Here is a 12,739-nt window from a genome sequence, read left to right as displayed (position 1 = left end):
CATGACGAAGCTTGAACGCATTATTATAACGTCGCGGCCTGTTGATTTTGTAATAACCAGGTCAAAACAGTTGATTTTACCGGGTTTCCAGGGTTTGCCGCTATATGATGTAGTATTGTTTTTGCTGCGGCAAATAAAAAAAGAAGGATTAAATATCAGGGCGGCAGCCATATCTTTTAATTTATTAATGGCTATTCCACCCTTTCTTATTTTTTTATTTACACTAGTGCCATACCTGCCCGGACAAAAAGATTTTATAAACGAATTACTGCGGTTAATAAGGGATCTTACGCCTAACCGGGATACTTATATATGGGTAAGGGATTTTATTGTTGATTTTACAAAACCGCGTAGCGGATTATTATCCATAGGGTTTATTACGGCGGGCTTCTTTGCTTCCAATGCTATGCTGGGTATAATGAATTCGTTTAACCGCTCTTTGCATGTAATGTTCAGGCAAAAAAGGAACTTTCTGCAAAGCAGGGTTGCTGCGTTGAAACTCACATTTTTTATTGCCATGATATTTATGGCATCCATCCTGTTGCTGATTACGCAGGGCAGCGTATTAAGAACTGTTTTGCGCTGGATGAATATAGAAAATGACACCATCCGATGGTGGATCAGTTCGTTGCGCTGGATTGTAATTATAGCATTGATTTACTATGCTATCGGGCTGATATATCGTTTTGCCCCGGCAATACAAAGAAAGTGGAATATTAATTCGCCAGGAACGATCTTCGCCACTTTTTTGATTATTCTTCTTACTATACTATTCAGTTATTGGGTTAATAATTTTGGTACTTATAATAAAGTATATGGCTCAATAGGCACTGTAATCATACTCATGTCCTCCTTCTTTTTTAACTCACTGATCCTGTTAATTGGCTTTGAATTAAATGTTAGCATCAATCATCTGAAAATGGAGGCCGAAATACGACAGGTTAAAGAAAATAAGGAGCAGTAGGCCGCACTTATAGCAGTAGGGTATAGGTAATAAGATGTAGGGTTTAGGGTATAGACATGAAGTAAAAATGAAAAAACATGATTTGTTTTAAATTACCCGGTAACTTCAAATTGGAAACCATCAATTAATAACCAATCAAATCAACTCCATGCCAGTTATAGCCCCGTCTTTATTAGCTTGTAACTTTTTGAAGCTGCAGGAAGAATGCGATATGCTGAACGAAAGCGAAGCAGACTGGTTTCATCTGGATATAATGGACGGGCGTTTTGTGCCTAATATCAGTTTTGGGATGCCACTGGTTGAAAAAATACGAAAAGCAACGAACAAGCCCTGTGATGTACACTTAATGATTGAAGAGCCGGGCAAATATGCCGCTGATTTTAAAATAGCCGGGGCCGATCATCTTATTGTTCATTATGAAGCTTGCCCGCACCTGCACCGTAATATTCAGCAAATCAAAAACCTGGGAATGAAAGCGGGAATTGCCATTAATCCTCATACACCTGTTCAATTGCTGCAGGATATTCTTGAATACACTGATATTATTTGCATGATGAGCGTAAACCCCGGGTTTGGCGGGCAGGAGTTTATACCCCACACTTTAACCAAAATACAGTTACTCCGCCAGCGGATTGACCAGTTGAAGCTCAATACTGTTATTGAAGTAGATGGGGGAATTACGCTGCAGAATGCCAAAGCTGTTATTGAAGCCGGTGCCCACGGTTTGGTAGCAGGAACCACTATTTTTAATGCACCAGACCCCAAAGGTGTCATACAACGGTTAAAGCATATATAAAATACTGCTTTTCAATGGTAAATAGGTTATTGCCCACTGCGTATAACTCCCCTCTTAATATAATAATGATTTGCATATATCATTGGTTTCTGCTGGTTTTGATTAGCATAAGGTAATGCCGGTACAGAAAATAACAAACCTCATAATAATAGTTTTGCATGCCCGTTTAATGTATGATAATTCCATTTTTATCGAATTTAATTTCTACCCCCGTGAAAAAATTTACTTTAATTGAACCCCAGACTATGGAGCAGGTTATAGCTATTTGTCAGCAGTATACTCCATTGGATGATGCGAGCCAGCAGGCGCTGAAAAGCATCATTACTTTAAAGGAGTATCGCAAAAATGATCATGTATTTGAACAGGATCAGTTTTGTGGCGATCTTTTTGTAATTGTAAAAGGCTCTTACCGGCTTTTTCATAAAACAACACAAAAAGAGCATACTACCTGGCTGGGATATGATGATCATATCATATCTTCTCTTCATTGCCTGTTATTTAATACACCGGCAAAAGAAAGCATGCACATTCTTGAAGATTCGGTTATAGGTGTAATACCTTATAACGAATTGCTGAGCCTGGGACGGCAGTACGCGGCAATTGACAAGCTGAACCGTACCATTATGAGCATTTTTATTATGGAAATGCAGGAAAATCTTTTTGCTACCCGTTTTATGGAAGCGGCAGACCGCTATCACTATTTTACACAAAAGCAACCCGAAGCCTTACAGCGTATTCCATTAACGTACCTTGCTTCTTTCCTGGGTATTACCAAAGAAAGTCTCAGCAGGATCCGTTCCGGGTTCAGGACCAGGGACAATAGTTTTGGATTGAATAATTCCTATCTGCGAACAGCTTCATAAACAAAATCAGTTAATAATAGAGCAAAGGAAATTGAAATTCGTTTCAGTTTCCTTTTTTATTGATTAAAATGCCAAAACCCATCATCCTGCTTCTTGTTTGGTATGCCCCTGTCGTACTTATAAGTTACTAACCGGTTGTAGCCCGGCAATAATGGCGTGAATATTGTTGTTTTTTTAAAAAACATATTATGGGAGATTATAAATTAAAACTGGAGCATCCCTGGGAATACGTAAAAGAAATGCTGAAGGAAAATGATCATGAACTTACAGAAGAGGACTTGCATTATGTGCCGGGGAAGGAAGATGAATTACTGGAGAGATTAGCAAAGAAAAAGAACAGAACAAAAGAGGAAATTAAAATATTGATAGAAAGCATTTCTGCTAATGATGGTATAGCGTCATAAATTTTTTCGGGAGGGGGGCTGATAGCCTGTATGAAATATCTGTATTACGGTGTTACAGTTTGCAATAGAATGCAGCACATTCGCTTGTTATATTCTTAGTATCGCCCCGGCTTTCGGTTATAAAATTTTCTTTGCGGTTTCCTGTTACCCGATTTTTTCCGTGGGTGCCAGGCTGGTGTCTCGCCAAGGAATTGCGGTAAAACCGCTTTTTCTACTTCTTTATCAATCAGTTCTTCAATTGCGGCAAAGCTGTTTTGTTCTTTTTCACCCACCAGCGTAAAGGCCATGCCATCTGCTTCGGCTCTTGCAGTTCGCCCAATACGATGCACATAATCTTCGCCATCGCGCGGAACATCGTAATTAATAACCAGGTCAATGGTATCAATATCAATACCACGACTTAAAATATCAGTAGCTACCAGTATCGGTATACGCCCGCTTGTAAAACTGATCAGCACATTTTCTCTTTGCGATTGCACAAGGTCGCTATGCATTTCTTCTACCGTAAAACCATTCTGTTTCAGCATTCGTGTCAAAACTTTTACATTTTGCTTCCTGCTACAGAAGATGAGAACACTTTTAAAAGGTGTTTTGGTTAATAAATATTTTACCAATGGAAGCTTCTGTTCCTCATATACCACAAAAGCCCTTTGTACAATTTTTTCGGGAGGGCGGGAAATTGCAATATTAATTTCTACCGGATCAATAAGAATTTGCTGGGCTAACTTCCGGATCTTGGGAGGCATGGTTGCCGAAAACAATAAGGTTTGTCTTTTGGAAGGCAATTGTGTTATTATCCTGTTGATCTCATCCTGGAAACCCATATCCAGCATCCGGTCTGCTTCATCCAGCACCAAAAACTCTAAGCCTTTTATGGATACATAACCCATATTAAGGTGGGCTATGAAGCGTCCCGGGGTACAAACAATAATGTCGGCGCCCATCTGCAGCGCTTTTTTCTCACCAACAAAATTCTGTGCATCGCTGCCGCCGTATACAGCCAGGGAACTGATAGAGGTAAAATAAGCAAGTCCTTCTAAGTGCTGTGAAATTTGTATAGCCAGCTCCCGGGTTGGCACAATTACCAGTGCACGTACCTGGCCGTTGGTATCTTCCTCCAGCAGGCGATGGATAATGGGTAACAAAAATGCGGCTGTTTTGCCGGTGCCGGTTTGTGCTGAAGCTATAATATCTTTTCCCGCCAGTATGGGAGGGATAACCTGTTGTTGCACCGGGGTAGCTGTTTCATAGTTGGAAGCTTCAATTCCTTCAAGCAGAGCAGGGTGAAAATTAAATTCTGTAAAACGCAAATGATATAAGTATTTTATGTTATTTCAATAAATTGGAGTTCCTTAGCGGGAACACGTAAAGATAATTGAAAATTACCAGTGCACCTTATGAGGGGTTATGTAAAACCTGCATTTTATTTTCAAAGGAGTATAAATAATTATTGTCTGCTTTTTGATTGGTAAGGTCCAAATACATCTTTTACCGGCATATCTTCCCTGCTGTCGTCAAGTATAATTACATAATATTCTTTGCCGCCCGGTAAAACCCTCACTACTATATGCCCCTGCAAACTTTTGTAGGAGTGATCAATCAGTGTACCTATTACGTATTTATTCGCATCGAGCATATTAGTAGTAAACAGGTCCCTGGGGCCTTCGTATAAATAAGGCGTGGTTAAGCGACGCAACACTTCCTCGCCGGGATGATCGGAAGACCAGGATTGCTGGATCCATACCCTGGGTTTAAAAGTTTTAATTTGAAATTCATTTACCGCATCGCGGTTACCGTGATGGTCTAATGTGGCAATATCTACTTCTCCCACTGCTTTAGCAACAGGTGTCTCCACATCTTTCCACCATTCATCGCCATAAGATACGATGCCGCCACAATCGCCACCGGTATAATAGGTAAATGGTCCGTAATGCAATGTCAATACCAGGCTCAGCCCGTTCTCACTGGGCCAGCTACGTGGGTTAGTGATATCAATGGCCGGGAAAAATGGAACTGCAGTACTATCCTTTCCTGTCCATATCAGCCCGTTTGCTTTTACATTCTGTACATAAAAAGTTGGATATTGCCGGGCATGATATTTCATATGTACCTGGTTGCGGCTACCGGCCTTAAACTGTGCTGCCTTCATTCCTTTTTGTTGTTGTGCAGCAATAAAATCAAAGTAATTCTGCATTGTTTTACCAAAATTAATTTCGCCGCTAAACTTATCCATATTTCTTTTTATGTTATAGGGATAATCATAATCAGGATAACCCCTGTCTAACAAACAACGTATAGGAATAAGTTCGCCAACGCCTGTTATGCCGCTCAGGCTGTATTTTCCGGTTGCCGACAGTTTCGCGCCAGGATACCAGCTACCAAAATGATCATCATGAAAGTGAGAGATAGCGGCATAGTCAATTACCACTTTATCTTTTAACGGCGATACTTTTTTGATATATTCCGCAATCCATTCATACGCTCTTTTGCTGTAATTAGGGCGCATGGCTGCATTGCGGGGCGTAAAAGCGCGGCTGCCGGTTGGGTTCATTTCTCCGGCGTCAAATAGCAGGGTTGTGCCATCGGGGAAAATATAAAATGCGGCATCACCCCAACCCGTATTAATATGATGCAGATCGAGATAGCCTTCTTTCCAGGCAGGCAGGGGCTGGCCAGGGATGGCAATTTGTGCAGATACAGGAAGCTGCGTACTGTTTAATATAACCAGGAGTGCGGTAAGCCGAAGCATTTTATGTACAGGCATAGGTTGAATTTGTATAATATCGAAAATACAATTATGATATGCTATTTGCAAAAGTTAAAAGAAGAATTAAAAATGATATGACTGCTTTGTCGTTTAAACTGGTTGATGCAAATCTCAGAATCACTATGATTTATGTAATATTGTCCTGTTAAACCAGTTAATTTGCTGATGCCTGCTACCAGAACTTTATTAGTCGCACTTTGTATGCTGATATCTTCTATGCTGCCGGCACAACAAAGATATGCTGTTGTTTCCGGCAAGGTGGTAGATGCAGATGAAAGGCCATTAACCAAAGTAACCATCACCATTTTGGGCAAACAAAGTGGAACAGCAACTTCCGATTCCGGTACATTCGCCATAAAAGTACCAGCCGAAAAAGCCACAGCGCTTGTATTTTCTTTCACCGGCTTCCATACCGTTCAGCGTAATTTTTATCTCAGTGAAAATGAACAGGAGAAAGTGGTCATTCGTATGGAAAGCAGTTCAAAAGTATTGGAGGAAGTTATCGTAAAAGATGAAAGGGAGCGAACAGAAACCGGGCTTATACCCATTAATCCCAAACATGCGCTCACCATTCCATCCGCTACCGGCGGTGTAGAAAGCCTGATAAAGATATTTGTTGGCAGCAATAATGAGCTCACATCACAATATACAGTACGTGGTGGCAATTACGATGAGAACCTTGTTTATATCAACGACTTTGAAATCTTTCGCCCTTACCTGGTGCGCAGCGGGCAGCAGGAAGGTTTGAGTTTTATTAATCCCGAGCTTACAGGCGGTATTAGCTTTTACAATGGGGGTTTCCAGGCAAAGTATGGCGACAAAATGAGCAGTGTCCTCGATGTTCAGTATAAAAAACCCAAAGCCTTTGCAGGTTCGGCATATATTGGTTTGTTAGAACAGGGTTTTCATGTGGAAGGGGCTACCAAAAATGAAAAGTTCAGCTACTTAATCGGGATACGCAACAGATCTAATAGAAATCTCCTGAGTAGCCAGGAAACAAAGGGCAATTATATTCCTTCCTCGTCCGATATCCAGGCTTTGTTTACTTACCGCTTAAACAGCAAATGGCAATTAGAGCTGCTGGGTAATTTGTCCCGAACAAAATTCACGCTTATCCCCGAAGAAGCAAAACTTACGTCATCCGTTCTTTCGCCTTTATTCAGCGCTAACCTGGGGCTTGATATTTATTTTGAAGGAAGCGAGCAGGACCGGTATTTGACGAATATGATTGGTGTAAGTGCATTGCAGCAGGTAAATAAAAAATTGAAATTAAAATGGATGCTGAGCAGGTTCGAAAACAATGAGCAGGAAGCATATGATATTACAGGCGCTTATTTATTTGGAGAAAGGAGCTTTGACAAATCGCAGCCCGATTTTGGATCAATAGTTAATCCATTAGGCGCAGGAATATTTATAAATCATGCCAGGAATAAATTAAATATCGAAAACTGGAATATATCTCATAAAGGCGGATGGGATAATGAAAAACATTTCATTCAATGGGGTATAAGCGCGGAGAAAACAATAATCTCTGACCGGTTAAGCGAATGGGAAGCACAGGATTCCGCAGGCTATAATCTTCCATATCAACCCGGCCAACTGCAGTTGTATAAAGTAAGGAAGTCGGCAACTGATCTTGATATCAATAAACTGTCTGGCTATGTGCAGGACAATATATTATTCGGCAGTGCATCTCATATTACTGTGCAGGGAGGAATACGGTTTAACTATAATTCTTTAAATAATGAATTATTACTGTCGCCGCGTGCCCAAATGTCGTGGATGCCTGATGCCGATAAAGACTGGGTTTTGAAACTTGCTGCAGGTGCTTATGATCAGCCTCCCTTTTACCGGGAACTGAGAAGATACGATGGCTCAGTTAATACAGCGGTAAAAGCACAGCGAAGCTGGCAGGTGGTAGCAGGCGCCGATCATAATTTCAAACTGTGGGAGCGGCCTTCCCGGATAACTTTAGAAGCATATTATAAGCATTTGCGAAATGTTGATCCTTATGATATAGATAATGTGCGCATCCGCTATTTTGGCGATAACAGTGCCAAAGCGTATGCAATGGGTATGGAGATGCGCCTGTTTAGCGAACTGGTAAAGGATGCCGAAAGCTGGGTTAGTATAGGATTAATGCGGACTATGGAAAAGATAAACGATTTCCATTATTACCGTTACAAAAACGCAAACGGTGAATTTATTACCGCTCAAACAGAAGACCAGGTTATTGCCGACAGCGTTCGTTTTGATAAAGGGTGGATGCGCCGCCCTACCGACAGGCTGCTTACATTTGGTATGTTCTTCCAGGATTATTTAAGTACCAACAAAAATTTTAAAGTGCATTTGAATATGATTTACGGAACCAATATGCCCTATAATATTCCCGGTAGCATACGTTACCGGAACGGTGTAATCATTGATCCGTATATGCGTGTTGATATAGGTTTTAGCGCTTTGTTACTGAGCAGCGATAAAAGCAATCGCAGAAGCCATAATCCTTTTCGAAAATTCGACAATATATGGGCAAGCCTCGAAGTATTTAACCTCCTCGACCGCGACAATACAATTTCTTACATGCTTATCAAAGATTTTTCTAATACTGTATATACTGTTCCCAACCGGTTAACTCCCCGCTTATTAAATTTTAAGATACTGGCAAGATTTTAGATAAGTATTCACATTTGTGTATAAGTAATTTTGTATTTAATAGACGGCGAATCCTTACATTTGATTTCAATGGATAAGGTAGTCTGAATGACTATTTGTGAACAATAAACCGAATTGAATTGACAGAAACAATCATTAACCTGGAAACCGTTAACCCTATCGAATTTTTTGGTGTTAACAATGGCAAACTTGATCTTCTTAAAAAGAAATTTCCGCTTTTAAAAATCCTCAGCCGTGGTACTCAAATTAAGCTGAGCGGCGCTCCTGAGCAAATTGAATCAGCAAAGGAAAAGATCGTATTGCTTATTCAATACCTGGAACGCAACGGACACGTAAGTGAAAATTATTTTGAGCAGATATTGGGTGGCGATGATGCAGAGACCGTAGATAATTTTGTGGAGCGCAACAGCAATGATATATTGGTGTTTGGTCCTAATGGTAAAAGTGTGAGGGCCAGGACGCCCAATCAAAAACGCATGGTAACGGCAGTCGAAAAAAATGACATTGTGTTTGCTATCGGCCCGGCAGGAACTGGTAAAACATATACCGCTGTTGCATTGGCGGTACGGGCGTTAAAAAATAAATCGGTAAAGAAGATCATTCTTACCCGGCCGGCTGTTGAAGCAGGAGAGAGCCTTGGTTTTTTACCCGGCGATCTGAAGGAAAAAATAGATCCTTATCTCCGTCCCTTATATGATGCGCTGGATGATATGATACCTGCTGATAAACTGGGTTATTATATGAGCACCCGTGTAATTGAAATAGCACCGCTGGCCTATATGCGCGGACGTACATTGGATAATGCTTTTATAATACTGGATGAAGCGCAGAATGCCACTGATCTGCAGATCAAAATGTTTTTAACACGTATAGGGGCCAATGCCAAAGCTATCATAAACGGCGATATTACCCAGGTTGATCTTCCCAAACATCAACGGAGCGGACTGGAAAAAGCCACCCGCATATTAAAGAATATTGACGGTATTACGCATATTGAGCTGGATGAAGATGATGTGGTACGTCATCGTTTGGTTAAGGCCATTATCAAAGCATACGACCGGGATCATGAACGATTACAAAATTTGAATAAGGAAGGAAACGGGTAAGATTATAATCCGGTCCTGTGCGACCATTAATCGTCCCGCACATTCTATCCTTATTCTACAAAATCAATCGTGCTGTCCGGAAGCAACGGAAACTGCTGATCAAAATATTTATTCAGCACCACCCTGAAAGTATTTACATTGCTTATGCTGTCGTATAAATGATCATAGTTTTTATCCGGGAAATAAAGGGACGAATAATTACTAAAGCGGTAGGCTTTCGGAGACCCATCATAAAGTGCCAATGCCGCTCCGTGGTCGCTCTGCAAAATAATTACGGGTTGATTGCTGTTTTGCAATAATCGCTTAACGAGTGAAACCATGACTTTCCGGCCATATGCCGTATACTCACTGAATCTTTTTTTATCATGAAATATTTCAGAGCTGTATACACTGTCTTTGTAAGGCACTCCGGCAGAATTGTAAATATATGGGAAGTGTGGAATGTAAACATGCCCGTATATAAACCTGGGTTTTTTACCGGCTACAGCGGAAAGCTTATTTAATGAATCAATAATTATATCATTAAAGCTTAAGGCACGCTTCTTAAGCGAACTTTTCTGGCTTCCCGGAGAAACAACAGTTGAGTCATTGGTTTGTGCAGTATAAAAGTTCCATCTTATATCTCTTTTATAACTTTCCCACAGGGTGTTATAGAGAATAACGGTTTTGCTCCCGGAATTGTTGAAGTAACATTTTTGTATTGAAGGATGATCTGTAAAATCAAATATAGACAAGTTGTAAAAATCATATCCTGCGGCTTTCACATATTGAATAACAGGGGAGATTTCAACACTGCTTGCCGCTTTATAATAAATAGCTGACAACGCCGCGGCAGTGTCTTTCAACCATGTGAGATATTGCATACTGAATGTGGCAGCCATAGAAAAAGCCGTTTCATTGTAATTGCTTTTTGAATGTTTCGCCAAAAAAAATCCTTTTTTTTCAAGCAATGTATCCAATTCAGCATTATCACTTTTTAAAACATCCCTGATATAGGCCGAGGATGGATAGCCGTCAAAAACAATGTACCAGATATCAGGAGATGGATGTTGGGTTCCCTTACCAGTTGAATCGCTTTTGTGTATATCAAATTTTTGTATAATGTTCCTTCTCTCAAGCGCTGTTTCTGTCCACAGCTTTGCTATTCCCCACAGTGTTATTAAAAGATAAAGAGAAAAAAGCGTATTCAGATATAATGTGACTTTGGACAGTTGCCGGGCTTTTGATAATTTATACAACAAATAAGACAGAACAATTGCCAAAAAAGGAACATAAAACCGGTAATGTGTAAGTGCTTCGAGTACAGGTATACCGGAAAAGGATTGCTGGATGTTTTTGAAATAAAGATAGGTAACCGATAATACTGTAGTAATTGCGGCCGCTTTTAACGCATTTTTTAAAAAATAAAACAGGATAAAAAAAAAGGCAACAATGATCAGCATTAGTATAAGAAAGATGATCAGCGCGGTATCCATATCAATTAATCCGCTGTAATTAAGGTAAACCCCCAGAATAAACAATACAGGAAGCAGAAAGCTATGAAAAGGTATAGTTTTTAACAAGCTGATAATAGTCCGAACAATTTTAAAACGCACGTAAAATGTTTTAAAGTATTTATTTTAGTTTTTCTTTTTCATTAAAAACAGAAGCCTCTCCGTATCACCAACCCTCACTTTGTGAAGGACTTCAAAAAAGAAACTAAACGTATCTTCAAATGCTTTTACCGTATAATATGGAAAAATATCTTTCCTGTGCAGAATCATTCGCTTTACTTTCTCATCTTCCTTAGGCACAAATTCAATAATGAGGTATTCAGTTAAGCTACTTAATGTTTCCGCAACCTGCTGCAATGGTACATTTTTCCCTATCACAAGGTGATGGATTATTGCCAGGGCCAATACCATACCTACCCCGCACCGGCTTAAAAAAGAAATTCTTTCTTCATTGCGCCAGCCTGTTGATGGCGTTGGCTGGCAGATGTCGATCAGCAGGGGTAATATGTTGGTATTGCCTGTTTGTTTGCAATGCTTATATAAGCTGTCAATGCAATCCGTATCCGAATCTATAGCTATAACTGTTTCGGCATGTGTTGCGGCAGCTTTCGCAAACAGTCCGGTGTTTGTTCCGGTATCCAGTAAGGTTTTTACAGGAATTTCTTTTAGCCAGGCCGTTACAATGGATAGTTTGTCATTTACATATTTTTCATCCAATACCGTTTCATCATAATAATGATTCCAGGTTGTTTTTACCTTTTTTAGTTGCATGCCTGAAACAAAGGATGACAGGTTATTGACAATATTTAACAATTTTGTACGCGAAAATGCAGGTTGGGTTGCTGAAGTACGATTTGATTTTTGAGCTATCCTGTTTTGCAAAAAAATATGCAGGAAAACATTAAAATTAAACCGGCTGCGCAAAGGAAGCCATTTTGATGCAAGCGACAGGGGAATGCCATCCGGATAAACCTGTAATAACTTCAGCATTTCCGGCGAACGATAAACACACAATAACAAAGGAACTATAAAAGATTCGGTAAACTGGCGATAGGCTATCCAGGGCTGGGCAACATCATACTTTTCAAAAGACAGGGTGTCAATAAAGACAGGTCTGCCATTTTTAAATTGAATATTAAAAGGCGTGGCGTCTTTTAATATCATACCATGTTGTATCGCTTCCTTTAAAATGTTTAAGGTAAGTAATGCGGCATCCTTTAACTGGCCAAAACACCACTCGTACGGCCAGGAAGGGAAGCGTATTTGTTCGGGCAGTAACGTGCAATGCCATTCAGGAGACTGGTTTAAATCTTCATCCAGTTCAATATGGGGAATAAGTTTTTTTTCTTTAACCAACCGGTCATACAGGCCTGATTCCTTTAAAAGTATATAGTCATGCTTAAAGCACTGGTTCACCTGCCTGTAATATTTTCCTTCATACAAAAAAACAAACCCCGAAGGATCCCTGTAGGAGGCCGGGTGCTTTTGTATCTTATCCATTCTTTTCTTCGTCTTTGGATGGTGTTTCTTTCTTACCCCCGAAGAAGGATTTAAAGGTAGCCCAGATCGTTTTAAAATAAAAGGCAATGCCCAGTATACCGGCAATGATCATCTGCACTAAGTAACTTCCGCTACCAGGGTCAATATATGCTGTTATATTCATTGCTCCAGAT

The 12,739-nt window shown here is 40.1% G+C and carries 11 protein-coding genes; 6 read left to right on the top strand and 5 right to left on the bottom strand.

The annotated features are described in order from the left end of the window. Position 1: 1 nt before the first annotated feature. The 4 genes from FRX45_RS03095 (at position 2) to FRX45_RS03080 (ending at position 3,027) form a co-directional block, all read left to right on the top strand. Positions 2 to 964: a YihY/virulence factor BrkB family protein gene (locus tag FRX45_RS03095; protein WP_152266910.1), complete on the top strand. Its 963-nt coding sequence runs from the start codon at positions 2 to 4 to the stop codon at positions 962 to 964. A gap of 148 nt (positions 965 to 1,112) precedes the next feature. Further along, positions 1,113 to 1,760, top strand: a complete 648-nt coding sequence (gene rpe, locus FRX45_RS03090) for a ribulose-phosphate 3-epimerase (RefSeq protein ID WP_152266909.1) — start codon at positions 1,113 to 1,115, stop codon at positions 1,758 to 1,760. A gap of 212 nt (positions 1,761 to 1,972) precedes the next feature. Next, positions 1,973 to 2,623: a Crp/Fnr family transcriptional regulator gene (locus FRX45_RS03085; protein WP_193311562.1), complete on the top strand. Its 651-nt coding sequence runs from the start codon at positions 1,973 to 1,975 to the stop codon at positions 2,621 to 2,623. A gap of 188 nt (positions 2,624 to 2,811) precedes the next feature. Further along, positions 2,812 to 3,027, top strand: coding sequence for a general stress protein CsbD (locus FRX45_RS03080; RefSeq protein WP_152266907.1), 216 nt, complete (start codon positions 2,812 to 2,814; stop codon positions 3,025 to 3,027). A 95-nt stretch (positions 3,028 to 3,122) separates the two neighbouring features. Here FRX45_RS03080 and FRX45_RS03075 read toward each other — a convergent pair whose 3' ends face one another. Together FRX45_RS03075 and FRX45_RS03070 are read right to left on the bottom strand one after the other, a co-directional pair. Continuing rightward, positions 3,123 to 4,337 carry a DEAD/DEAH box helicase gene (locus tag FRX45_RS03075; protein WP_152266906.1) on the bottom strand — a complete coding sequence of 405 codons (1,215 nt, stop codon included), beginning with the start codon at positions 4,335 to 4,337 and terminating at the stop codon, positions 3,123 to 3,125. A gap of 137 nt (positions 4,338 to 4,474) precedes the next feature. Beyond that, a complete protein-coding gene (locus FRX45_RS03070) occupies positions 4,475 to 5,791 on the bottom strand; it encodes a ComEC/Rec2 family competence protein (RefSeq protein ID WP_152266905.1) in 1,317 nt (438 codons plus the stop codon). A 168-nt stretch (positions 5,792 to 5,959) separates the two neighbouring features. Here FRX45_RS03070 and FRX45_RS03065 point away from each other — a divergent pair, with 168 nt between their 5' ends. Both FRX45_RS03065 and FRX45_RS03060 read left to right on the top strand, forming a co-directional pair. Further along, positions 5,960 to 8,467: a TonB-dependent receptor gene (locus tag FRX45_RS03065; protein ID WP_152266904.1), complete on the top strand. Its 2,508-nt coding sequence runs from the start codon at positions 5,960 to 5,962 to the stop codon at positions 8,465 to 8,467. Between the two features lie 119 nt (positions 8,468 to 8,586). Next, positions 8,587 to 9,573 carry a PhoH family protein gene (locus FRX45_RS03060; protein WP_152266903.1) on the top strand — a complete coding sequence of 329 codons (987 nt, stop codon included), beginning with the start codon at positions 8,587 to 8,589 and terminating at the stop codon, positions 9,571 to 9,573. Between the two features lie 50 nt (positions 9,574 to 9,623). Here the strand turns inward: FRX45_RS03060 and FRX45_RS03055 are convergent, their stop codons facing one another. The 3 genes from FRX45_RS03055 to FRX45_RS23130 are packed head-to-tail and all read right to left on the bottom strand — an operon-like array spanning position 9,624 to position 12,729. Beyond that, the gene (locus FRX45_RS03055; RefSeq protein ID WP_152266902.1) at positions 9,624 to 11,168 is read right to left on the bottom strand and encodes a hypothetical protein; all 1,545 of its coding nucleotides are present in this window, start codon (positions 11,166 to 11,168) and stop codon (positions 9,624 to 9,626) included. A gap of 24 nt (positions 11,169 to 11,192) precedes the next feature. Next, on the bottom strand, positions 11,193 to 12,566 hold the full coding sequence (locus tag FRX45_RS03050; RefSeq protein WP_152266901.1) for an SAM-dependent methyltransferase: 1,374 nt from the start codon (positions 12,564 to 12,566) through the stop codon (positions 11,193 to 11,195). Then, positions 12,559 to 12,729 carry a hypothetical protein gene (locus FRX45_RS23130; protein WP_193311561.1) on the bottom strand — a complete coding sequence of 57 codons (171 nt, stop codon included), beginning with the start codon at positions 12,727 to 12,729 and terminating at the stop codon, positions 12,559 to 12,561. The genes FRX45_RS03050 and FRX45_RS23130 overlap by 8 nt, the downstream gene beginning before the upstream one ends. Between the last annotated feature and the right edge of the window lie 10 nt (positions 12,730 to 12,739).

It is taken from the genome of Agriterribacter humi, assembly GCF_009192765.1.
In the GTDB taxonomy this organism is placed as follows: domain Bacteria; phylum Bacteroidota; class Bacteroidia; order Chitinophagales; family Chitinophagaceae; genus Agriterribacter; species Agriterribacter humi.
Note: the sequence above shows the minus strand (reverse complement) of the source record. Positions and strands in the feature narration are given on the sequence as shown.

What these genes read in the sequence shown, in the direction of transcription:
- FRX45_RS03095 (WP_152266910.1), top strand. Translation starts at nt 2, where the DNA reads ATGACGAAGCTTGAACGCATTATTATAACGTCGCGGCCTGTTGATTTT.
- rpe (WP_152266909.1), top strand. Translation starts at nt 1,113, where the DNA reads ATGCCAGTTATAGCCCCGTCTTTATTAGCTTGTAACTTTTTGAAGCTG.
- FRX45_RS03080 (WP_152266907.1), top strand. Translation starts at nt 2,812, where the DNA reads ATGGGAGATTATAAATTAAAACTGGAGCATCCCTGGGAATACGTAAAA.
- FRX45_RS03070 (WP_152266905.1), bottom strand. Translation starts at nt 5,791, where the DNA reads ATGCCTGTACATAAAATGCTTCGGCTTACCGCACTCCTGGTTATATTA.
- FRX45_RS03065 (WP_152266904.1), top strand. Translation starts at nt 5,960, where the DNA reads ATGCCTGCTACCAGAACTTTATTAGTCGCACTTTGTATGCTGATATCT.
- FRX45_RS03050 (WP_152266901.1), bottom strand. Translation starts at nt 12,566, where the DNA reads ATGGATAAGATACAAAAGCACCCGGCCTCCTACAGGGATCCTTCGGGG.
- FRX45_RS23130 (WP_193311561.1), bottom strand. Translation starts at nt 12,729, where the DNA reads ATGAATATAACAGCATATATTGACCCTGGTAGCGGAAGTTACTTAGTG.